This window comes from Streptomyces sp. 2323.1 (assembly GCF_900221035.1).
GTDB lineage: Bacteria > Actinomycetota > Actinomycetes > Streptomycetales > Streptomycetaceae > Streptomyces > Streptomyces sioyaensis.
On record NZ_LT907981.1, the window covers coordinates 2,871,668 to 2,894,396 of the forward strand.

Genomic DNA, 22,729 nt, shown 5'->3' on the forward strand with positions numbered 1-22,729 from the left:
TTACCGGTTCACACCGCGAGGAGTTCCGCCCACCGTGTGGTCCCGCCCGCGTGGACCTGCGTGCCGCACTCGGCCGACAGGGCGGTGACGATGCCGATGCCGCGGCCGTGCTCGTCCGCCTCGCAGGGCTCGACGGCCGGCCGCCCGTGCGCCGCAGGGCCCGCGTCGGTGACCTCGACGCGCAGGGTGTGGCGTCCGTCGGTCCCGGCCCGGGACAGTCGCAGCGCTGCCGGCGGCAGGGCGTGGACGACCGCGTTGGTGATCAGCTCCGAGATCACGAGGAGCGCGTCCTCGGCGAGGTCCGGGGCCAGGTTCCAGTCGGCCAGGACCGTACGCATCCGCCGGCGTACGACCGAGACGGCCTCGGGGATGTGGGGCAGCGGACAGACATGTTCGGCCGCCTCCCGAACCACCGCGTCAAGCTGTGCCGTCATGTCTCCTCCTCGGAGGCAGGCCCCCAGTCGGCTGGGGGCCGGGCTTGAGAAGGACGCTATGGCGGACGATGGGGGCGGTCAATGAACAGCGGTCGGCATTACCGAACGCCTGCTGTGGAGGGCCATCTCTTCCCGCTGATGCCGACCGCGGGACCACGGCGGGACTAAAATTGCCGCATGGCCGGCCCGGTCCAGTCGATCGAACGGGCGGCGGCGATTCTGCGTCTGCTCGCCAGCGGGCCCCGTCGGCTCGGGCTGGGTGAGGTGGCCGGGTCGCTCGGACTGGCGAAGGGCACCACCCACGGCATTCTGCGCACCCTGCAGAACATCGACTTCGTCGAGCAGGACCCGGCGACCGGGAAGTACCAGCTCGGGGCCGCGCTGCTGCACCTGGGCACCAGCTACCTCGACGTGAACGAGCTGCGGTCGCGCTCCATCAACTGGGCCGACGCCCTCGCCGCCCGCAGTGGGGAGGCGGTCCGCCTGGGCGCCCCCCTGGAGGGCAAGGTGCTCATCGTCCACCACGTCTTCCGCCCCGACGACACCCTCCAGACCCTGGACGTGGGCGCACTGCTGCCGCTGCACGCCTCCTCGCTCGGCAAGGTGCTGCTGGCCTTCGGGAGCGTGCCCCTGGAGCCGGCCGTGGAGGCCGGGCTGGAGGCGTACACCCGGCACACCCTGATCACTCCGGAGCGCCTGGCCCGGGCGCTCACCGAGGTCCGAGAGCTCGGGTGGGCCGTCGAAGTACAAGAGATGATCACGGGCGAGGCCGGCGTCGCCGCGCCGATCCGGGGCCACGGCGGCCTCGTGGTGGGCGCCATCGGCGCCTCCGGCACAGTCGAGCGGATCTGCGACGCCAAAGGGGTCCCGCAGCCGGCCCTGGTCACCCAGGTCCGCCACGCCGCCCGGGCGATCTCCCGGGATCTGGGAGCCGCCCGTTGGTGAGCCCCGCCGCCCTCGTGCACCCGCAACGGAAGGCTGATCATGGTTGAGCGGTATGTGATGTCCATCGATCAGGGCACCACCTCCACCCGATGCATCCTGTTCGACCACCAGGGGCGGCTGGTGTCGGTCGCCCAGCGGGAGCACCAGCAGCACTTCCCCCGGCCCGGGTGGGTCGAGCACGACGCCGTCGAGATCTGGCACACCCTGCAGCGCGTGGTGCCGCACGCGCTCTCCGATGCCGACATCCGCCCCGAGGAGGTCGCCGCCATCGGGATCGCCAACCAGCGCGAGACGACCGTGCTGTGGGACCGGCGTACGGGCACCCCGGTGGGCAGGGCGATCGTCTGGCAGGACACCCGTACGGCGCCGCTGGTCGAGGAGCTCGGCAGCCGGCCCGGGGACGAGTTCTTCGTCCGGCGCTGCGGCCTGTCCCCCTCCACGTACTTCTCCGCCCCCCGGATCCGCTGGCTGTTCGACCATGTCGACGGGCTGCGGCAGCGCGCCGAGGACGGCGAGGTGCTGTTCGGCACGATGGAGAGCTGGCTGATCTGGAACCTCACCGGCGGGCCGGCCGGCGGCCGGCACCTCACCGACGTGACCAACGCCAGCCGCACCATGCTCATGAACATCGGCACCCTCGACTGGGACGAGGAGCTGCTGGACTTCTTCGGGGTCCCCCGCCCGATGCTCCCGGAGATCCACTCCTCGGCCGAGACCTACGGAACCGCCCGTTCCGTCCTGCCGGGCGTCCGTATCACCGCGGCACTCGGTGACCAGCAGGCGGCGCTGTTCGGACAGACCTGCTTCGCCCGCGGCGAGGCGAAGTGCACCTACGGAACCGGCAGTTTCCTGCTGCTCAACACCGGCACCGAGCTCGTACGGTCCCGGCACGGACTGCTCACCACCGTCGCCTACAAGATCGCGGACCAGCCCGCGGTCTACGCGCTCGAAGGCCCGATCGCCGTCACCGGCGCGCTGGTCCAGTGGTTCCGCGACCGGCTGGGGCTGATCAGCACCGCCCCCGAGATCGAGACGCTCGCGCGCGCCGTCGAGGACAACGGCGGCTGCTACATCGTCCCGGCGTTCTCCGGCCTGTACGCACCGCATTGGCGCAGCGACGCCCGCGGGGTCATCGTCGGCCTCACCTCGTACATCACCAAGGAGCACCTGGCCCGCGCCGTACTGGAGGCCACCGGCTGGCAGACCCGGGAGGTGGTCGACGCCATGAACGCCGACTCCTCGCTCGCCCTGAAGGTGCTCAAGGTGGACGGCGGCATGACGTCCGACAACCTGCTCATGCAGTTCCTGGCCGACGTGCTCGATGTGCCCGTGGTGCGCCCCATGGCCGTCGAGACGGTCTCCCTGGGCGCCGCCTACGCCGCCGGCCTCGCCGCCGGCTACTGGCCCGACCTGGAGGTCCTGCGCCGCAACTGGCACCGGGCCGCCCAGTGGCTGCCGGACATGGACCCCGAGCGGCGGCAGTCGGAGTACGAGAACTGGAAGCGGGCGGTCGAACGTTCGCTGGGCTGGATCCGGCCACCGGACCCAAGCTGAGGCGTCAGGTACGTGTCGGCGCAGACGGAGCCCGCGGGCCGCCGTCGTGATTCAGAGGCGGTGAAGGCGTGCGAGGGTCTGTTCCAGCTCGGTCTGAAGGATGCTGCTGGCGGTATCGGCGTCACCGCGCTCGATGGCCCGTACCAGGGCCTCATGGGCTTCGTCCGCGTGATTGGGCTCGTGCGTCCGCAGACCGAGGATGTCGAGCATATCGATCAGCCCCTTCCGCAGCGCCGGGGTGAATTCGACGAAGAGGTCGGCGAGAACCGGGTTGTGGGCGGCGCCGACGACTGCCGCATGCAGGGCGATGTCCGCGTCGACGAAGGCCGCGTCATCGCTGGCGGCCGCGGCGCGGCGGCCGTCCAGAGCCGTCCGCATGGCGGTGAGATCAACCTTGGTGCGGCGCAGTGCGGCCAGGCGCGCGGCTTGCACCTCGATCAGCATGCGCACCTCGTAGATATCGGTGACGGCGGCGCGGCGCAGCCGCGTGGTCCAGTCCTCCGCGGGCTCGGTGGCGATCACGAAGACCCCGGCACCCTGGCGCGCCTGCAGCAGGCCGGCACCGGCCAGGGCACGCAAGGCTTCGCGCACGGTGGAGCGGCCCACGCCGAGCGTCTTGGCCAGGGCGGTTTCGGCGGGGAGCTTGGTCCCGACCGGCCACTGCCCCTCGGTGATCTGCTCGCGTAGCTGCTGGGTGGCCTGTTCGACCAGGGGGCTGGGGCGGAGGGCACCGAGCGGCATCCCGCTGTCACCTCTCAGGTCGTCTGATGTTTTTTGGGGCGTGCTGAGTGTACTCGGCAGCACACTGCGGCAGGTCCCCTTCAAGGAAGTTGGGGACGCTCCACCGGAAGCCGGCGCACCCCCCTGCTGGTTCCGGCCGATGCCCAACCCGCTGGCCACGTAAGGATTTCGCTTGCCCCTTGGTCGTCGCTAGGGTGAAACTCCTCTGAGGACCTGAGTAGTTGAGGTCCTGGGCCACACCGCGGAGAAAGAGGCAGACGTTTCAGCATGAAAAAGGGTCAACTCGGCTTTCTGGCCGGTACGCACATGGTCAACGACCTCTACCAGGGCGCGATCCCCGCGATGCTGCCGTTCCTGATGTCCCAGCGGCACTACAGCTACGCGGCGGTCTCCGGGCTGGCGTTCGCGGCGAGCGGCATATCCAGCCTGTTCCAGCCCCTGTTCGGTGCGCTCGCCGACCGCAGGCCACGGTCCTGGCTGGTGCCGACCGGGTTCGGTACCGCGGCCTTAGGCGTGATGGCGGCCGGGCTGTCCGTGAACTACGTGGTCACCTGGTGGTGCGTCGCGCTGGCAGGGGTCGGCATCGCGGCCTTCCACCCGCCGGCGACCAGTCAGGCCCGTGCCGCCGGCGGATCCTCGCAGAAGGCGATGAGCGTCTTCTCGGTCGGCGGAACGCTCGGCGGCGCCCTCGCTCCGACGCTGGTCACCCTCGTCATCGGAGCGGCGGGGTTCGCCGGAAGCTATCTGCTGGCGATCCCTGCCCTGGTCATGGCCATCCTGTGGTTCCTCAAGGGGCCCTGGATGCGGTCGCGGGGGCACACGGCGGCGGCCCCGTTGGTCACCGGCGTATCGACCAAGGCCGGGACGGGCGCTACCGAACGGGCGGATGACTGGCGGTCCTTCGCCCGCCTTGTGGCCGTCATCGTCGGATGGTCCATTCCGTACGTCACGGTGACGTCGATGGTGTCGCTGCACGCGCAGCGCGATCTGGACCAGTCCACTGCGGCGGGCGCCGCCGTTCTCAGCACGTACACCGCGGCCGGGGCGGTCGGTACGTTGCTGGGCGGCTGGGTGGGTGACCGGTACGGCCGGATGACCTCGGTGCGGGTCGGCTACCTCGTGGCGCTTCCGGCCCTGTTCGGCATCGCGTGGGCCCCGGCGTTCCCGGTCCTGGTACTGAGTGCGGCGGTGTTCGGCATGGCGATGTTCCTGCCGTTCGCCGCCCAAGTCACCCTTGCTCAGGACTACTTGCCGAATCGTCCCGGTACGGCCAGCGGGTTGTCCCTGGGACTGGCGATGGCAGCGGGCGGCCTGTGCTCCCCCGCCTTCGGCGGACTCGCCGATACGAGCGGCCTGCCCGCCGTCTTCTACGCGCTGCTCGCGGTCTTCGTCGTTCCTGTCGTCATGGCCATCCGGCTTCCCGACCGCACCCGGAAGGTGCCTGACGCGCCCTCGCCGGCGCTGGTCGAAGCGGCGCATCCGCACGAGGCGCGGTAGGGCATGGCAATGTCCGGGCCCACGGGGCCCGTACCTCGACAGCTCCTACGTCAGAAATTCCCCCCAGTACGCAGGCTGTAAGTAAACGAAGCCACACCCAACGGCACCGGATCCAGCCATCATGTCGCTGTCGCACATTCTTCCGGAAACCATTCTCCGGGCACTTGGGGACTATCGCGGATCCCGATGGATTTCAGGGTTCTGGGGGTGACGGCGAGAATTCTGCGGATAGAATATCGCGCGCTGCTCGCGATGGCGGTCGGCGGTGGGGGGCGAGGGCATCGTGATGGAGTTGCAAGAACACACAGCCCAAGGTCGGCTTGCCCGAGACTCTGAACGTGCGTTCGTTTTTCCTGGCCTGCGATGCTTACCGCTCGCCCGGAATATCCTCAAGCGATCACCACAAAGAGGTCCACGCAACAGCGTGGGCCTTTTTCTTTTTCGTGGCGCTCGCGCCGGCGTTTGCGTCCGGGGCCACGAAGTTGACGTGCAGCGAGAAGCGGGTGCTTCGTTTTCCGGACAAGAGAAGTGTGGAGTGTGATGCCATGAACCGAGTCGGCAGAGGATCTCGCCGGTCGGGCTGGTGGCTCGTGGAGCCGCTGGCGCGCGTGGGGTTATCCGTTCTATTGCTGGCAGGCGGTGCCGTGGGAGTGACGGCCGGACCGGCCGCCGCTTCGACCGCCGACGGCACGCTGACGGTTGAGGTGCTGCGCGATTTCTTCGGCACCGGCGTGCTCAACGCGACGATGGACGTCCCACAGCGGGGCATGAAGGTGGAGATCTCCGACCCCGCCGGGCACGAAGTCACCGGCGTCACGGATGCCACGGGAAAGGTCGTGGTGTCGGGGTCGACCGTGCTGAGCGGCGGCCGATACCGCGTCGACGTCAGCGTCCCGGCACCGTACAACGGCTATCTGCGGGCGGCGCCCGCGTCGACGGCGGAGAACCACTTCGACAGCTTCACGTCGTTCGTGGAGGTGTCGGACGGAAAGAACGCCTCGGTGGTGACGGGGGTGTGGGATCCGGCCGACTACACGCTCCCGGACTCGCGGTATTTCGTGCCGGTCCACAATGGCGCCAACGGAACCGACACCCGCGCATTGGTGGCGTTCGGGACGAAGGTCCGCGGCACATGTCCTGCCGATGTGTCGTGCCCGACCACGCTGGCCACGCAGGCCCAGGTGGGCACGACATTCGGGTTGGCGTACGACAAACACCGGAGCCGGCTGTTCCAGAGCGCGTTCGCCCGGCGGTACGCCCCGTACGGGCCGAAGGGCGAGGGCGCGATCTATACGGTGCCGGTCAGCGGCTCGGGTGCGCCGGAGCTGTTCGCGCAGGTGCCGGGCGCTGCGGTGACGCCGCACGACACCGCCAACGTGATCAAGGATCCCGGGTTCACCGACGCACCGGGCAAGGAGAGCATCGGTGGCCTGACTCTGTCGGAGGACGGCTCCACGCTGTACGCGGTGAACCTGCTGACCCGCAGCCTGGTGAGCTTCGACGCGACAGGGGCCACGGCTTCGGCGCCCGAGGCGACGGTGCGGATCCCGGACCCGGGGTGCGCGAGCCCCGGCGACTGGCGGCCGTTCGGGCTCGCCACCCACAACAACACGCTGTACGTCGGCGGCGTGTGCAACGCGGAGAGCACGCAGCAGCGCGCGGACCTGAAAGCCGTCGTCTACACCTACGACGGCAAGCGGTTCAGCACGGTGCTGACCCACTCGCTCACCGACAAGCGCGGCAGCGTCTTCGGTTCCGGCGACAAGGCCACCCACTGGAACCCGTGGAACACCAGCCTGGACACGTGGGACGACCGGAAGTCGGGCGGCGTATTCATCGATCCGCAGCCGGAGTTGGCCTCCCTCGCCTTCGCCCGCGACGGCTCGATGATCCTGGGTTTCCGCGACCGGTTCATGGACGTGCTCAGTTGGGGAGGGCTGGACCCCCGGCCGGGGAACGGCACGGCGGAAAGCGGAATGTCCGGTGGTGACATCACCATGGTGTGCGCCACTCCCACCGGTGAATACCAGTGGGAAGGCACGGGGAGCTGCCCCCACCACGCCACCCCCGCGAACAGTGGCGGCCAGGCCGCCGATGTCGTCGAATACTTCCCGGGCGACTTTTTCGCCAACGCGCACCAGGAGACCGCGCTGGGGTCGGTGGCCTATATCCCGCAGCAGCAGTGGGTCGTCAGTACGGAGTTCGACCCGGTCGTCAACGTCGCAACCTCAGGGACCGGGTACCACGACATCACGACCGGTCAGGGCCCGGGCAACAACCCGACCGCCAACGGGTTCCAGTTCGTCAGCGGGGTCCAAGGCGGGTTCGGCAAGGCCGGCGGGCTCGGTGACATCGCGTACGCCGCGGCGAACGCGCCGGTCCAGATCGGTAACCTCGTGTGGTTCGACGGCGACCACAACGGGATCCAGGACCCGGCGGACGTGCTGCTGCCGGGAGCCACGGTCAACCTGCTGGACGCGGGCGGCAAGCAGGTCGCCACGACCAGGACCGATGCCGCCGGCGAGTACTACTTCGGTGGTGTCGGCGCCGCGTACGAGCTCACGCCGGGTGCGAAGTACACGGTGCAGTTCGACGTGTGTACCGCGGACACCGGCAAGGTGCCCGACCAACCCCCGGCGAGCGAGCTGCGGTTCACGCTCCCGCGCGCCGGTGCCACCCGTGCGCATGACTCCAATGTGACCCCGCCGGACACCGGGCAGTTGTGCAACGGCTACGCGCCTGTCACGGCGCCGGCCAAGCCGGGCGGGGTCGATCACACGATCGACGCCGGGGTGTACATCCCCAAGGCAACGCCGACCCCGACACCGACGGCGACCCCGACGGCGAGCACGAGCCCGACGCCGACGGGGAGCCCGAGCCCGACGCCGAGCCCGACCTCACCGCCGGCCGCTACGCCGCCGGACGCCAGGCCGCCGTCACCACCCGCGCCGCCTGCCAACCCGGCGCCGGCCGGTGGGAGCACGGGTTCACTGGCGCACACCGGCACGTCCGGACTGCCGGAGATGATCGCCCTGGTCGGCCTGCTGGTGGGTGCGGGCCTGGTCATCACGTTCATGAGCCGGAAGCGTCGCGCCCGGAAACACTGATCGAACCGCACAACAGTGATCTGCCTGCCCGCGGCCCGGAGGGCGCGGTCGGGCAGATCACGTCCCGGCCGGTCCACGAGGGCCGGCCCTGGCGTCGTCCGTCACCGGACTGCCGAGTGTCGCCGCGACCGCACGGCGGCCGAGCAGTGTGGTGGTCGAGAGGGTGAATCGGAAGAATGTCAGCGTCGCGCCGCGTGCGGAGCGGGAGAAACCGGCAAGCTCCACCGGGCCGTGCGGCCGGCCGGCGCCGATGGCTGCGGCCACGCCGGGCGGCAGCCGTCATCGGCACAGCGGCCGTCGCGGTGGCCGCGTTCCTGGTCGCCGGCGGCGGTTCCGGTTCCAGCGGTCCGCGCGCACTGACGTCGGAGGAGGCGAACCGGCTGGCGCTCACACGGTTCCGCAACTACGAGGCGCACGGCCGCGCGGTGAGGATCACTGTGCCGGGCGCCGCCGGTGGGCTGATCGTCACCGGGTCCGTCGACTACCAAGGCAAGCTCGGTTACGGCGTGGTGCACGGCACCGGGCGCGACACCTCCAGCGACGGGCTGATCGAGTGGAGCGCCACCGCGGTGTTCGTTCACCCCATGAGGAACGCCCCGGCTCACACACCCGCGTCGCCGCCCCGCTCGGCCTGGTACAGCCGTCCGCTGCAGTCGTCCGGCAGCGCGCTGGACAGTTCGCTGGCCATCGCGCTCAGGCTCGGCATCGACCGGCCGGACAACGCCGAACTGCTGCCGCAGAACGGCGCCGCCTGGTGGGGACGGGACGAGGTGGACGGACATCGGGTGGAGGTCATGACCGGGCCGTCCTCCCGCGACCACCCCGGTACGGCGGGCAACGTGCGCTACTGGGTCGGCTCGGACGCCACCATGTACCGGGTCCGCCTCAGTGTGGGTTCCGAGTCGCAGCCGGTGGTCATCGATTTCGACACCCAGAAGTACGTTCCGGTCAAGCCGGTACCCGGAGTCACCCCGGCCCGGTAGCCGCTGTTCAGGACGTCTGCACCCGCGCGTTCGCGGCGAGCAGGGACGCTGACGGCAGCGGGATGCCTGCCGTCTTCGGCAGGGCCGGAACGGCCGGGACAGCGGTGGCGCCCGTAGTGGTGGCGTGGGGGAACTGCGGCTGTGGCCCCGGCGCCGCGACCTCGGTGAACGGGATGCCACCGGGCGCCGTCGGCATCGCCCAGCTGCCGGCCGGCGAGGGCGACCGGGCCGGAAGCGGGCAGGACACGGTTGTCGCGAGCCGGGCGGGCACCGTGGTCCGCAGAGCGTTGCCACGCAGGCAGTTGCCCCGTCCGCGCGTGGCGGTGGGGAACGTCCAGCCGACGTCGACGCCGTTGCCGGTGAACGTGTTGTCCACGATCTGGTTGCCGACCGGAGGTAGGTCGGCGGTTGCGCTGATCACCAGCCCGGCGTTGCGGTTGTCGGCGACGCGGTTGCGAAGGAACCGGTTGTCGCTGCCGCCGTCGATGCCGATGCCGGTGCCCCACCCGCCGTCGGCCTGCTCCGGGGTGGCCTTCTGCTGGTTGGCGGCGATCAGATTGCCCGCGATGACGGCGCCCTGCTGCGGGAGCAGCTTCTCCTGGTGGTCGGAGTTGGTGGTCAGACCGACCCGGTTGCCGACCAGGCGGTTGCCGACCACGTACATGTCGCCACTGGCGTTGGTGCCTTCGTAACCGATCGCGTTGAGTTCGGCGATGTTGTCCCGCACCACGATGTGGCAGGGCTTGCACTGCCCGACGTAGATCCCCGAGTCGGCCCCGCCCGAGGTATACGAATGCTCGATGACCCCGTTCTGCGCGGAGAACGCGTAGATGCCGTACAGACCGTTGCGGGTCGCGGTCACGTGGGAGACCAGGAACGACTTCAGGAAGGTGACAGGCTCTTGGCCGGTGTCGTAGCCCCCCGAACGCCCCGGTAGCCCGGCGGCCGCTTTCGCCGAACCGGTGACCAGGACCCCGTTCTGCGTGTTGTTCTGCACGGTCAGGTTCTCCACCGCCACCCCGGGCGCGGACACGACGATGCCGTTCGGTTGCTGCAACCGCCCGTCGATGACGACCTTGTCCCGGGACTCGCCACGAAGAGTGACCCGAGGCGTGGAGACCTTCACCGACTCGTGGTACCCGCCCGATGCGACCAACACCAGGTCACCAGGGTGAGCGAGCGACACCGCATCCGAGATCGTCGGGGCATCCGCCGGCACTCTGATCGTCACGTGCGCCCCGGGTGGTCGCCGGCCGTGGCTCGACCCGTCCTCGCCGGGCCCGCAGCCCACCAGTACGCATGTCAGTGTGCTCAGTAACGCGACCATCACGCGACGACGGAGACGAGGCATGGCCGCATCCTGGCATGAGGTCATGCCTGCACGGAGGCGAACCAACTCACCTTCGCCAGAACGGATTTGGCATTCGACGAACTCGCCCGCCGACGGAAGAGCTATGGCATTCTCCACACCGTGAGCCGAGCTGACTCCCGTCCATCCCGCCGCGCGTTCATCGGAGCCACCGGGGCCGTGGCGGCCACCGGGCTCACCACCGGATGCGAATCGCCTGCACCGAAGCCGAGCCGGCACCGTTCCCCCGCGTCGACTCCACAGGTCTCGCCAACCGGCCGCCATCAGGCAGGCATCACGCTCCCGCAACCGGCCCAGCCGAACCTCCTGGCGGTGGTGGCCGACCTCGGCGACGCCGTGGCCGTCGGCCCGCTGCTGGCCGAACTCGGCCGAGCCGTTCACACTCTCACCGCGGGGACCGATCCACGACTGCTGGGCCTGCCGCCGGGCGATCTCACCGTGACGATCGGGGTGGGCCCACCGCTGGTGCGCAGGGCCGATCCCTCCCTGCCCGGCGCGGCAGACCTCCCCCGGTTCTCCCGCGAGCAGATCGCCCCGCAGGCACGCGGCGGGGACCTGTTGATACAGATCTGCGCCAGCGACCCCTTGCTGTTACCGGTCGTCGCCGCCGCGCTTCTGGAGCAGGCCGGCCACCGGATACGTGAACGCTGGCGGCAGTCCGGACGCCGCGGTCCGAACATCCCCGTGGACAAGGACATCTCCGCGCCACGGAACCTGCTCGGTTTCATCGACGGCATCGTGGGCCCGCACACGGCGGCCGAACACCGACGCCATCTGTGGCTGGCCGGCCCGGCTCCCGTCGCCGGCGGCACGATCGCCGTAGTACGGCGCATGGAACTCGACCTGCCGCGGTTCGCCGCACTCTCCGTCGCCGACCAGGAGGCGGTCTTCGGCCGGCGCAGAGCCACCGGCGCGCCCCTCTCCGGCGGGACCGCAGCCTGGGACCCGGACCTCGGCGCCAAAACACCGGACGGGCGCTACCTCATCCCGGCCGACGCCCACGTCCGCCGGGCCAACCCCACCGTGGTCGGCGTCGGCCACATGCTCCGCCGCTCCTACAGCACCGACGAGCCCCTCGGCCTGCTCTTCATCAGCTTCCAGAACGACCTGCGCACCTTCACCCACACCCTTGCCCGTATGGACGCTTCCGACGCACTGCTGCGCTTCACCACCACCACCGCCAGCGCAACCTTCCTCATCCTCCCCGGCTTCGACCAGCAGCACCCGCTGGGCGCCAGGATGTTCCGCTGAACAGGTCGAAGCCGGATTACCGGCCTCTCCCACCTGGTCCGCTGCCGGCTGCGGCAAGCCGGCCGAGCCCACGGCCCGTTCAGTCAAGGGCAGCACGGGCACGGGAAAGGGGCCCACCTCCGAAGAGATGGACCTCTGTTGACCTGCATATTTGCCAGATCAGCGACGTGCTGCCAAGTCACTGGTCAGACGTTGAACCGGAACGTCTGCGGGCTGTCCCTGACCTGCGGCGGAGCTTCGTCCAGGGCTCTGACTTGGGATTTCCTGGTTGGCGCGTTGGCTCCCGACGGCGGTTTATGGGTGTCCTGCGGACTGGCTGCGGACTGCCCGGCTACGCCGGAGGCAGAGAAACCCATGGCACCCCGGCGGAGCCTGCAACGAAACTGCACGGGTGAGCGACTCCTCCTCCTGCCCGTGCTGCGGGCACCGCTTGCTGGGCGCGATGCCCGGCTCGTACGAGATCGCGCGATGCCCGGCTCGTACGAGATCTGCCCCGTCTGCTTCTGGGAGGACGACGGGGTCCAGTTCCGCTGGGCGACCATCACCGGCGGCGCGAACAAGGTTTCCCTAATCGAGGCCCAACGCAGCTACCAGTACACCGTGGCCTGCGACCAGCACGACAGACAGTGACCACCACAAGATGCTCTCGCTCGGTGCGGGTCTCGTCGTGCCTCTCGTTGTGGCGCTGGCCATATGACGCCTCTGTTCGACGGGTAGATTCGGCCGAACCCCCGCGACCACCATGATCGCCGGAGTGCTGTCATTCGGCTCGTCGGGCGGCCTTGGAGGACGCCGCCACAGCGCGCGGTCGTCATGGTTCCGCAAGAGCCGGCAGTGCCGTGACGCCGGCAACCTCAACGGCCAGGGCGCTATGGGCGGGCCCGTAGAGTGAGGGAGTGACCTTGACCGAACCCTCGCCTGTGACAACCAACTACGGAGAGGTATTCACTCGCCGTTGGGTCGTTGATGCGCTGCTTGATCTCACCGGATACACAAGCGACCGCGATCTTGGCGCGCTGCATCTCCTTGAGCCGTCGTGCGGGTCCGGTGCTTTCCTCAGGCCAGCGGTCGAGCGGTTGATCGCCTCGGCACAGAAGCACGGTCGTGACCTCGCCACGCTCAGTGACGCCGTTCGCGCGTACGACCTTCAGCAGGAGCATGTGGACACCGCGCGGCAGCACTGTTGTGAGCTCCTCACTTCTGCTGGCGTGTCGGCCTCGCAAGCCGGAACGATTGCGAGCATGTGGGTTCGACAGGCCGACTTCCTGCTGGCCAGCGTGGAAGAACGGCCCGTCGATGTCGCGATCGGTAACCCTCCGTACATCCGCTACGACGACCTCGACGAGGACACCGCCGCGGCTTATCGCTCCACTTGGTCCTCCATGAAGGGGCGCGGCGACATCTACGTCGGCTTCATCGAGCGCAGCCTGGCGATGCTCAAGCAGGGCGGACGGGTCGGTTTCATCTGCGCCGATCGCTGGATGCGGAACCAGTACGGGGCGGAGCTGCGCGGCCTGGTCGCCAAGCGCTACGCCGTTGAGCACGTGTGGAGCATGCACGACGTCGACGCCTTCGAGTCCGAAGTCTCTGCATACCCGGCAATCACCGTGCTGGCCAACCGTCCCCAAGGCTCTGCCGTCGTCGCCGACACCTCCGCAGAGTTCGGGGAGACTGCAGCCCAAGCGCTGGCGAAGTGGTCGACCGACGACACGCTGACCGAATTCACCGATGCCGGGGTGCAGGCGCACCGGCTCCCGCACTGGTTCCCCGGCGGCGAGCTGTGGCCAACCGGGTCCCCTGCGCGGCTGGCTCTCATCGAGCACCTCACCGACCGGTTCGGCCCGCTGCACGATCCTGACACCGGCACGAAGGTGTCCATCGGAATCGCCACCGGTGCCGACCATGCATACGTCACCAAGGATGCGAACGCGATTGAGGCCGACCGGCTGCTGCCGCTGGCCATGCAGCGCGACCTGGCGACGGGCAGGTTCCTCTGGCAGGGGAACTACCTGGTGAACCCGTGGGCTGCGGACGGATCTTTGGTCAACCTCGACGACTACCCTCGCTTGTCAGCGCACCTGGCTCAGCACCCGAACGTGAAGAGGCGCTTCGTCGCGAAGAAGACCCCCGATCGCTGGCACCGCACCATCGACAAGGTCCATTCCGACCTGATCGACAGGCCGAAGCTACTGCTGCAGGACATGAAGGCGCACATTCACCCCGTCCTCGAACCCGGAGGGTACTACCCGCACCACAACCTCTACTACGTCGTCTCCGACGCCTGGGACATGGAGGTGCTCGGTGGATTGTTGTTGTCCCGGGTGGCGCAGGCGTTCATCGAGGCGTACTGCGTCCGCATGAGAGGCGGCACGCTGCGCTTCCAAGCGCAGTACCTCAAGAAGATCCGCGTCCCTGCTCCCGACGCGATCGCCGAGGACGTGGCGCGACGGCTTCGCACTGCCTTCGCCGAGAGGGACGTCGACGCGGCCACGGCCGCTGCCGCGGATGCCTACGGGATCGATCTGACCAAATACGATCTCTCCTCCGCTCCGTTGCGGCAGGGTGTCGTGGCATGACTCCGACCTTTGACGACTACGATGCCGCGGTCCGTGCCTTCTGGAGCGGGCGCGACCTCCAGACCCAGAAGCAGATCGAGTCCGGGAAGATTGACGCCGGCACACGCGGGTCCACCACCGGCGGCAAGCACCTCGATCCGCTCCAGGAGCTAGTCGCCGCCCAGTTCGAACCGCTCAAGCAGCTCGGTGCGGAGGTCCGCTCCACCGGTCTGCTCACGCTGCCCGGCTGGTACCGACGCGCGAAGAACTGGGATATCGTCGTCACTTTCGGTGACTCGCTCGTCGCGGCCATCGAGTGCAAGTCCCAGTCCGGCTCGTTCGGCAACAACTTCAACAACCGGACAGAAGAGGCCATAGGCAACGCCGTGGACCTGTGGCGTGCGTACGAGGCCGGCCACCTCGGCCGTGTCCGGCCATGGCTCGGGTTCGTCATGGTGCTGGAGCGAGCAAAAGACTCGACGGGGCCCGTGAACGACCGGGGCACCCCCATCTACCCGGTGGATCAGCGTTTCCACGACACCTCGTACACCGACCGTTACACAATCCTTTTTGACAGGCTCGTGAAGGAGCGGCTCTACGACGCCGCGTGCCTGATCTCGACCAAGAAGGGGCAGGGCATCCATTCGGAGCCGTTGGACGAAGTGTCGACGAAGAACCTGACGGCCGCCATCGCGGGCCGTGTCGAGTACATCAAGGGGCTCGCGTAATCACGGCTGTCTGCTGGTCTAGGAAGCGTGAAGCTTCGGTCCGACTACGGGGTGGGCTGGTCCCGTGACGGCTCCAGTGCAGCGACACCCTCGTGCGACTAAAAGCGCAGAACCCCCGCGAGCGGTGGAGGCTCAGCAGGGATTGGAAGCTAACGCCACCCATCAAGCGACACTTGCGAACTGCCGCTCAGATAGTGGTGGAGAGCACTGGCAGTTGTGTCGACAAAGGCGTCGGGGATGAGGTCGGCATCGACCCAGCGGACCTGGGAGTGCTTGCGCGGTTCGCGGTTCTCCGGTTCGCCGCTCCATTCGTGGGCGGCGAAGACCACCGTAAGGAAGCCGTTGGGCGCCTCGACGCCCCAGGCTCCGTGGATGATGTGGGCGACCGTGAGGGACTCGGCCTTCACCGTGAGGCCGGTCTCCTCGTAGAGCTCGCGTACGGCCGTCTCGGTGATCGGCTCGCCCGGTTCGCTCTTGCCGACAGGGAGGTCCCACATGCCCTGGGCGAACTTGGCGTTCTCACTGCGCTGGAGGAGGACAACGCGGTTGGTGGCCGTGTCGTGGACGATGACGGCGGCGACCAGCAGGGTCATCGATTCGAGCGCCGGCTTCAGGGTCTTCGGCTGGTCGTTGGTCTGCTGGGCCACGGTGTTCCCTTCGTCGGGCGGGTTGTTGGGCATGTTAGGCGAGGGCCTCGCGGGCGCGGCGGGCGAGATCAGCGGCGCCGGGGACGCGGCGGCGCTGATAGACCGCGAGGGTGGAGCGGATCGAGATGATCGCTTTGCGGGTGCGGTCGGAGGTCATACCCTCCATGAGGACCAAGGCTTGCGCCCAGGCGGCAACCGCTTCGTCAGCTCGGGCCTGGGCGGCGAGGCTGTCGCCGAGGTCGGCGTGGGTGAGGGCGTGGACGCGCTTGTAATGGTCCGGGTCCCAGCGGGTGAGGGCGTCGCGGTGCTGCTGTTCGGTGCCGATGTGGTCGGCGAGGTCGGTCAGGGTGCGGGCGGTGTGGCTGGCCACGGTGCCGGCGGCGGGACCGCTGACACGGGAGTAGCTGGGCTGGGAGCCGTCGTCCCGTAGGAGGGCATCTTCGGCGGCCAGGAGAGCACGTGCGGCCGACGGGTTCTCGTCAGTCGCGGCGTATGCGCGGGCGTGAGTGATGTGGAGGAGGGCCTCGGTCTGGCCGTCGATGTGGCCGAGGCCGCGTCGCAGGGCGCCTTCGACGAGGTCGACGCAGTGGTGGGGCAGCTTGAGGCTCAGGGCCTGGTGGGCCAGGGCGCGCATCATCCAGGCCGCGTGACCGTGGGGGTCGGCTTCGCAGGCGAGCTGGTAGCCGACTTGGTAGTAGCGCTGGGCCGCGCCTTCGTGGCCCAGGTCGTGGTGCTTCCACCCGGCGAGGTAGGCGAGTTCGGCGACGGCGCCGAAGGCGGCGCGGCGTAACGGCTCCGAGGGGAAGCGTCCGCGGAGCATCGGGGCGGCGGTGTCGGCGAGGTACGCGGTGACGGTGGTCAGGCCGTGCCCGCCGCCGAGGCGCTCGTCGGCGGCACTGAAGGCCGCGGTGATCTGGCGTACGACGTCTACGTCCTCCGCGCCGACCACGGACGTGCCGGTGCGGGCACGGAGCATGCGGGCGGCGGCCTCGTGGTCGTAGCCGAGCGGCATGGCTACGCCAGCGGTGGTGAAGGCCGCGATGGTGAGGAAACGTCGGCGCTCGACGTCGGCCCGGCCCAGGTCGGTGACAGCGTGGACGGGGTCCGATTCCGCCGGCTCTTCGGCCCCGCTGGTCTGGAGGCCGATCTCGGTCCGGGTGATCGTGCGTCCGGCTCGGCGGGACAGTGCTTCGGCAAGGTATTGGCCTACCCGGCCCGAAGGAGAACGGGTGTCGTTCACCCAGTGCGAGATGGCCGACTTGTTGGTCTGGAGGATTTCGCCGTTCTCGGCGGCGATGCGCCGCACATCTCTGGCGAGGGCCTCGTAGGTGCAGTCGACCGCGTCGATGCCGTCGCGCAGACGGAAGTTGGGGGCTCTCTGCGCCGCCACGATCGCCTCCACTCCGGAGCTGTAAACCGCGTATACCGCTTCAACTGCCTTCCACCGTACCCACTGAGCGTGACCACCGGTTCACTTATCAGCAGCCGCCCGGAACGGCGCGACCGTGATCCAGGGCTCCCCCTTGGTCCGGGCGGCTCCCCGAAGTTCCGTACGCCCACACCGGGTTCGGGCATTCCTGTGCCCGTCCCGGACGATCAGAGACGGAGACACGGTGCCCACCATCGACACCAAGGCCATCACGGTCGAGCTGCCCGAGGCGTTCGACCCGCGCTGGAGCCGCCTGCCCGGCATCCAGGTCGACGGCCGACGCATCACGATCGACCCGGCCGAGTACTTCTTCCGCTTCGAGTCGAACACGTGGCTCGTCGCCGACTGGGAGCTGGTCAAGTCCCAGCTCCTGGAAGTGGACGAGACGACCGAGAGCACGGTCGAGCAACTGGCACTCGACTTCATCAAGAACCACGGCGAGTCCACCTCTGACGCCGCCTGTGTTCTGGCCACCGCGTACGAGGTGTACGCCTACCTCTTCCGCGACGAGCACCTCGCCGGCCTCGGACTCCCGCAGATCACGGCCGACCACCTGCGGATGCTCCGCGAGGCGGCCACGCTCATGGCGCTCAACAAGGTCGAGCTGGACGGGCACATCTCCAACGTCGGCCCGTGCTGGTTCTTCCCCGCCGCCACCTCCGTCGTCTTCGACCTGGACGACGAAATGGGCGGGATGCTCGACGAGGTCTACCACGGCGGCTGGTTCAACGAGCACCGCCGGATCGAGTCCATCAAGGCTCACGCCGCGCTCGGTGGCCGGCTCGTGCACGGCTGCCAGTCCGTGCCGGACCAGACCGGTGGTGTCGTCGCTCCCTACGGCGCCTCGATGGCGAACTTCCGTGACGACCTCGCCGCGTTCAAGGCGGGCTGGATCGAGCAAGTCTACGCCCACGGCGTGAACCCCGCCGCATAGCCCCACACGAGCAGGCTCCGGGGCGGGCCAGCCCCCTTGCCCGCCCCGGATGCCTCCAACCGACCGGAGCCCCCAATGAGCCCGAACCCCAGCGCCGAACTCCTCGACAACCTGCTCACCGTGACCGGTCAGGCCACCGCTGTACGGGAGGAGGTGCGTGTGTGGTCCATGTCCGGAGTCGAGCGTGTGGCCTTCCCCGACGGCTCCACGGCCGTCTTCAAGTACGCCAAGAAGCCGTTCGACAGCGAGGATCAGGCCCTCCGCCTGGCCCGCACTCTCGGGGTACCCGTCCCCCAGGTCCACACCTCCGCCGTTCTGGACGGCTGGCTCGGCATGCTCATGGAGGACCTCGGGCCGTCCGTCCGCGAGGCCGACGACCTGGACGGCGTCGCCGCAGCCGTGGTCCTGCACGGCACCCGTACGGCTCCTCCCTTGCCCGTCCTGGACCAGGAGCGGCTGCGCACGCTGCCGGTCCGGGCCCTGGAGCACCTCGGACGGCTACGAAAGGCCAACCGGTGGCAGGACGCCGACGACGTCGAGGACACGCTCGACCGGATCGCCCAGGCCGCCGAGGCCCGCTCGGCCGGAGCAACAATGGAGCCCTTCGGCTGGGTGCACTCCGAGTTCCACCCCACCAGCCTCCACATCGGCAAGCACGGGTGGCGACTGCTCGACTTCGCCCGCGCCTTCACCGGCCCCGGCCTGCTCGACCTCGCCAGCTGGCACGGCACCATCGAGCCCCCGCACCCCGTGCGCCTACGCGTCTTCCTGGAGCAGTACGTCAGCGCCGGCGGCACCCCCGACGCCCTCACCCCGCGCGGCGGGCTCACCGCCGAGAACTGGGCCCTGGGCTGGCATCGCATGTGGGCCGTCGAGTGGTTCATGGAGCAGGCCATCCGCTGGATCGACGACCCGACAACCGACCCCGCCTACATCAAGGCCGTCCGCCGCCACCTCAGCGACGTCCTCCACCTCTTTGAGATCTGACGTGCTCGCCCAGGCTTCCCCGTGGCACGCCCACGCCCTTCAGCGCACCGCCGCCGGACTCGCCGAACCCCTCGCCGTACCCGCCCGGATGGAGTGGACCACGAGACCCGGACAGGGGCCCGGCGCCGAGCCCCTCGGCCCCGACCTGCACGGCAAGCGACTCCTCGAACTCGGCTGCGGTCCCGGTCACAACGCTGCCCACCTCGCCACCCGCCACGGCGCCCACGTCACCGGCGTCGACTTGGTCGGCCTCCAGGTGCGCCGCGCCCGCTCCCACTACGGACGGCTGAACAACCTCACCTTCGTCGCCGGCCATGCCCTGCACTACCTGCACGCCTCCGACGAGCAATTCGACGCGATCTACTCCGTCTTCGGCGCCGTCGGGCTCGTCGCCCCCGAACTCCTTCTCCCGGCCATCGCCCAGCGCCTCAAGCCCGGCCGGGTACTCGCCTTCTCCGTCCCCCACCCGCAACGCGGCGGCCGAAGCCCCGCCGCCGACGACCGGCCCCGCCGCGACCACCTCACCCTCCCTGACCGAACCCGGCTCCCCATCGCTCGCTGGGAGTTCGCCACCGACTACTGGGATAAGCACCTCAGCCGGGCGGGCTTCTGGCTCACCGCGTCCCAGGAGTTCCACGACCCCCGCATGGGCCACTGGCCCACCACCTTGCTGATCCGCGCTCGCAGGCTCTGACAGCCATTCGCCCCGGCTTCCCCTGGAGGAACCCATGCGCCCGCCCTACCTGCTCCTCGATATCGACGGCGTCCTCATCCCCTTCCCCGACGCAGACGGCTCGACCCCGGCCACCCACGCCCGCCACGACCTCGTTCCTACTGGCTGGAGCGCCGACAACCCGGTCACCGTCTGGCTCGACCCCGCCCACGGCCCCATGCTCATGGACGTGATCCGTATCGGCCTGGTCACCCCCGTCTGGTGCACCAGCTGGCGCCAGGACGCCACCACCCTGATCGGACCGCTTCTCGACCTCCCGCCTCTGCCGCACGTCGACCTGCCGCATCCGCAGATCACCACCAGCCACCCCAACGGCTACCTGTGGAAACGCGACCACGTCGACGCCTGGCTGGACGATGCCCCCGCTGTCTGGATCGACGACGACTTCACCGGCCTCGACCACACCTGGGCCGCAGAGCGCACGGCCCGCGGCGCGGCGACCCTCCTGATCCAACCTGACCCCCGTACCGGGCTCCAAGCAGAGCACCTGGCCGAGGCCCGGAAGTGGGCAGGGCGGCTGCTCACTGCGGGGACTGCTGCACACGCTTCTCCGAACCAAACCGAAGCAGCCTGACGCGAACCTGGGGGTATCTGGCCGGGTCAGCGGTGCCGACCGCGTTCTTCGGGCCTCATGGCCATTGGTGACGTGGCCGGAGGGTGCAACGTGGCAGCCGCGGACGAGGCGCCGCTGGTGGTGCGTCGGGCGTACGCGGACCAGTCCGCCGATGCCCAGTCACAGGGCGACGAAGCGGCGTAGCCGCTCCCCCGCGTGCCGGACTCATCCAGCGCGCTGCGGACTCTGCGCGGACAGCAAAGGCCGCCCCACCCGCTCCGCCGCAGGTCAGACGGCCATTCGCCGGACGTCTCAGACGTTGAACCGGAACTCCACCACATCCCCGTCCTGCATCACATACTCCTTGCCCTCCATGCGGGCCTTGCCGGCCGCGCGGGCCTCGGTCACCGAGCCGGTTTCCACGAGGTCGGCGAAGGAGATGACCTCGGCCTTGATGAAGCCCTTTTGGAAGTCGGTGTGGATGACACCGGCAGCCTCGGGGGCGGTGGCGCCCTTCTTGATGGTCCAGGCGCGGGTTTCCTTGGGGCCGGCCGTCAGGTAGGTCTGCAGGCCGAGGGTGTTGAAGCCGACGTGGGCGAGGGTGGCGAGGCCGGGCTCGTCCTGGCCGACGGACTGCAGGAGCTCCAGGGCCTCGTCCTCGTCGAGCTCGGCGAGGTCGGCCTCCAGCTTGGCGTTGAGGAAGATCGCCTCGGCGGGGGCGACCAGGGCGCGCTGCTCGTTCTTGAAGTCCTCGTCGGTCAGCTCGTCCTCGTCGACGTTGAAGACGTAGAGGAAGGGCTTGGTGGTGAGGAGGTGGAGGTCGTGGAGGAGCTCCTCCTTGCCGGAGCCCTGGGCGATGCCCGCGGAGAAGAGGGTGTCGCCCTTCTCCAGGATCTCCTTGGCCGCCTCGACCGCCTTGACCTTCGCCGCCACGTCCTTCTTGATGCGCGACTCCTTCTGGAGGCGCGGCAGGACCTTCTCGATCGTCTGGAGGTCGGCGAGGATCAGCTCGGTGTTGATCGTCTCGATGTCGTCCTTGGGCGAGACCTTGCCGTCGACGTGCACGACGTTCTCGTCCTTGAAGGCGCGGATGACCTGGCAGATCGCGTCGGACTCGCGGATGTTCGCGAGGAACTTGTTGCCCAGGCCCTCGCCCTCGGAGGCGCCGCGGACGATGCCCGCGATGTCGACGAAGTCGACCGTGGCCGGGAGGATCTTCTGGGAGGAGAAGATCTCGGCCAGCGTGGCCAGGCGCGGGTCGGGTACGCCGACGACACCGACGTTCGGCTCGATGGTGGCGAACGGGTAGTTGGCCGCCAGCACGTCGTTCTTGGTCAGGGCGTTGAACATGGTCGACTTGCCGACATTCGGCAGACCGACGATTCCGATCGTGAGCGACACGGTGGCGACTCGACTTCCGAAGGGGAGGTGGTGGGGTGGGCAGCCGCTCCGGGACGGAACCCTGGACGGCCGATCCACCAGTCTACGGGGCGGGCGACGGCGCGCCGCCGCCACCGGGACCGGCCGCGCCCCCGCTGTGCCCCCACGGGGAGCGAACTCGGCCCAAGCTCGGCCAAAGCGCGTGTCCCGTAACCGGTTAATCCCACTTAGCGGCCTACCGTGGCCGGGTGGAGCAACACGAAGCGCGCACGCACCAGGACAGTCCGCCGCGGTCCGCCTACCCGCCCGCGGGCCCCGACGCCCGGCTCCCGCGCCCCGCGGAGGCCGTGGCACCCGACCCCGACGACGCCTTTCTCTCCGCGATGCGGGCCTCCGGGTTCACGTCCGTGCCCGCCTCCGCGCCGGCGGCCGTCCATGCCGCGGCGCGTGGTCCCGCACCGGCCGGGGCCGCGCGGGCACCCACCCGGGCGGCCGTCGCCGCGGCCCCCGCCCCGTTACCGCCCGAATCCTCGACCGTCTACCGGGCGCGGCCGCAGCGGCTGCCCGCCCCGCCGCCGGGCCGGCCGCGCCGGGTGCCGGCGGCCCGGCTCACCGGCCTCGGCTGCTGGCTCCTGGCAACGCTGGCGCTGCTGGTGTTCGCCTTCCTGGACCAGTTGCTGCTGGGCGGCGCGCCGAGCGCGTACGGCGTCTGCTACCTGCTGGTGGCCGTCGCCGCGGCGGTGTGGGTCAGGCCGTACGACCTGGTCTGTGCGCCCGTCACGCTGCCGATCGCGTTCACGCTCGGCGCGCTGCCGATCCAGCGCGGCGGGGACGGGTTCGACGGCCTGCTGATGGGCCTGTTCACCGTCCTGGCGCTGAGCGCGGGCTGGCTCTATGCGGGC

The 22,729-nt window shown here is 69.5% G+C and carries 19 protein-coding genes and 1 pseudogene; 14 read left to right on the forward strand and 6 right to left on the reverse strand.

What is annotated here, in order from left to right:
• Nucleotides 1-8: 8 nt before the first annotated feature.
• On the reverse strand, nt 9-434 hold the full coding sequence (locus CPH93_RS11735) for an ATP-binding protein (RefSeq protein WP_096212752.1): 426 nt from the start codon (nt 432-434) through the stop codon (nt 9-11).
• A 177-nt stretch (nt 435-611) separates the two neighbouring features.
• Here CPH93_RS11735 and CPH93_RS11740 point away from each other — a divergent pair, with 177 nt between their 5' ends.
• Nucleotides 612-1,379: an IclR family transcriptional regulator gene (locus CPH93_RS11740; protein ID WP_093485002.1), complete on the forward strand. Its 768-nt coding sequence runs from the start codon at nt 612-614 to the stop codon at nt 1,377-1,379.
• 39 nt (nt 1,380-1,418) lie between these two features.
• Nucleotides 1,419-2,933, forward strand: a complete 1,515-nt coding sequence (glpK, locus tag CPH93_RS11745; RefSeq protein ID WP_096212754.1) for a glycerol kinase GlpK — start codon at nt 1,419-1,421, stop codon at nt 2,931-2,933.
• Between the two features lie 51 nt (nt 2,934-2,984).
• Here the strand turns inward: glpK and CPH93_RS11750 are convergent, their stop codons facing one another.
• On the reverse strand, nt 2,985-3,674 hold the full coding sequence (locus CPH93_RS11750) for a FadR/GntR family transcriptional regulator (protein WP_096212755.1): 690 nt from the start codon (nt 3,672-3,674) through the stop codon (nt 2,985-2,987).
• Nucleotides 3,675-3,941: 267 nt separating this feature from the next.
• Between CPH93_RS11750 and CPH93_RS11755 the strand changes: the two genes are divergently transcribed.
• The 3 genes from CPH93_RS11755 (at nt 3,942) to CPH93_RS11770 (ending at nt 9,261) form a co-directional block, all read left to right on the forward strand.
• A complete protein-coding gene (locus CPH93_RS11755; RefSeq protein WP_096212756.1) occupies nt 3,942-5,171 on the forward strand; it encodes an MFS transporter in 1,230 nt (409 codons plus the stop codon).
• Nucleotides 5,172-5,815: 644 nt separating this feature from the next.
• Nucleotides 5,816-8,278 carry an SdrD B-like domain-containing protein gene (locus CPH93_RS11760; protein ID WP_096215395.1) on the forward strand — a complete coding sequence of 821 codons (2,463 nt, stop codon included), beginning with the start codon at nt 5,816-5,818 and terminating at the stop codon, nt 8,276-8,278.
• A 302-nt stretch (nt 8,279-8,580) separates the two neighbouring features.
• Entirely contained in the window at nt 8,581-9,261 is a 681-nt protein-coding gene (locus CPH93_RS11770) for a hypothetical protein (RefSeq protein WP_096212757.1), read from the forward strand.
• 7 nt (nt 9,262-9,268) lie between these two features.
• Here the strand turns inward: CPH93_RS11770 and CPH93_RS11775 are convergent, their stop codons facing one another.
• Complete coding sequence (locus CPH93_RS11775; protein WP_096212758.1) at nt 9,269-10,480, reverse strand: right-handed parallel beta-helix repeat-containing protein; 1,212 nt, start codon at nt 10,478-10,480, stop codon at nt 9,269-9,271.
• Between the two features lie 252 nt (nt 10,481-10,732).
• Between CPH93_RS11775 and CPH93_RS11780 the strand changes: the two genes are divergently transcribed.
• The 4 genes from CPH93_RS11780 (at nt 10,733) to CPH93_RS11795 (ending at nt 15,164) form a co-directional block, all read left to right on the forward strand.
• A complete protein-coding gene (locus tag CPH93_RS11780; protein ID WP_096215396.1) occupies nt 10,733-11,881 on the forward strand; it encodes a Dyp-type peroxidase in 1,149 nt (382 codons plus the stop codon).
• 468 nt (nt 11,882-12,349) lie between these two features.
• Nucleotides 12,350-12,511, forward strand: a complete 162-nt coding sequence (locus tag CPH93_RS11785; protein ID WP_096212759.1) for a CPCC family cysteine-rich protein — start codon at nt 12,350-12,352, stop codon at nt 12,509-12,511.
• Nucleotides 12,512-12,777: 266 nt separating this feature from the next.
• Entirely contained in the window at nt 12,778-14,457 is a 1,680-nt protein-coding gene (locus CPH93_RS11790; RefSeq protein ID WP_096212761.1) for an Eco57I restriction-modification methylase domain-containing protein, read from the forward strand.
• Entirely contained in the window at nt 14,454-15,164 is a 711-nt protein-coding gene (locus CPH93_RS11795; RefSeq protein ID WP_096212763.1) for a PaeR7I family type II restriction endonuclease, read from the forward strand. Before CPH93_RS11790 ends, CPH93_RS11795 begins: the two co-directional genes overlap by 4 nt.
• A 149-nt stretch (nt 15,165-15,313) precedes the next feature.
• Here the strand turns inward: CPH93_RS11795 and CPH93_RS11800 are convergent, their stop codons facing one another.
• Nucleotides 15,314-15,844 carry an NUDIX domain-containing protein gene (locus tag CPH93_RS11800; RefSeq protein WP_096212765.1) on the reverse strand — a complete coding sequence of 177 codons (531 nt, stop codon included), beginning with the start codon at nt 15,842-15,844 and terminating at the stop codon, nt 15,314-15,316.
• Between the two features lies 1 nt (nt 15,845).
• The gene (locus CPH93_RS11805) at nt 15,846-17,201 is read right to left on the reverse strand and encodes a transcriptional regulator (protein WP_096215397.1); all 1,356 of its coding nucleotides are present in this window, start codon (nt 17,199-17,201) and stop codon (nt 15,846-15,848) included.
• 223 nt (nt 17,202-17,424) lie between these two features.
• Here CPH93_RS11805 and CPH93_RS11810 point away from each other — a divergent pair, with 223 nt between their 5' ends.
• The 4 genes from CPH93_RS11810 to CPH93_RS11825 all read left to right on the forward strand — a co-directional run bounded on the left by CPH93_RS11810 (nt 17,425) and on the right by CPH93_RS11825 (nt 20,468).
• Nucleotides 17,425-18,174, forward strand: a complete 750-nt coding sequence (locus CPH93_RS11810) for a hypothetical protein (protein ID WP_096212766.1) — start codon at nt 17,425-17,427, stop codon at nt 18,172-18,174.
• A 75-nt stretch (nt 18,175-18,249) separates the two neighbouring features.
• Entirely contained in the window at nt 18,250-19,161 is a 912-nt protein-coding gene (locus CPH93_RS11815) for a phosphotransferase family protein (protein ID WP_096212768.1), read from the forward strand.
• Between the two features lies 1 nt (nt 19,162).
• Nucleotides 19,163-19,855: a class I SAM-dependent methyltransferase gene (locus CPH93_RS11820; protein ID WP_096212778.1), complete on the forward strand. Its 693-nt coding sequence runs from the start codon at nt 19,163-19,165 to the stop codon at nt 19,853-19,855.
• A 34-nt stretch (nt 19,856-19,889) separates the two neighbouring features.
• On the forward strand, nt 19,890-20,468 hold the full coding sequence (locus CPH93_RS11825; protein ID WP_096212779.1) for an HAD domain-containing protein: 579 nt from the start codon (nt 19,890-19,892) through the stop codon (nt 20,466-20,468).
• 291 nt (nt 20,469-20,759) lie between these two features.
• Here the strand turns inward: CPH93_RS11825 and ychF are convergent, their stop codons facing one another.
• Nucleotides 20,760-21,848 carry a redox-regulated ATPase YchF gene (gene ychF, locus CPH93_RS11830; RefSeq protein ID WP_093484941.1) on the reverse strand — a complete coding sequence of 363 codons (1,089 nt, stop codon included), beginning with the start codon at nt 21,846-21,848 and terminating at the stop codon, nt 20,760-20,762.
• A gap of 362 nt (nt 21,849-22,210) precedes the next feature.
• On the opposite strand from ychF, the pseudogene CPH93_RS37415 reads away from it, so the two are divergent.
• Nucleotides 22,211-22,711: pseudogene (locus tag CPH93_RS37415) on the forward strand (DUF6542 domain-containing protein); the annotation flags it as partial.
• Nucleotides 22,712-22,729 lie beyond the last annotated feature (18 nt).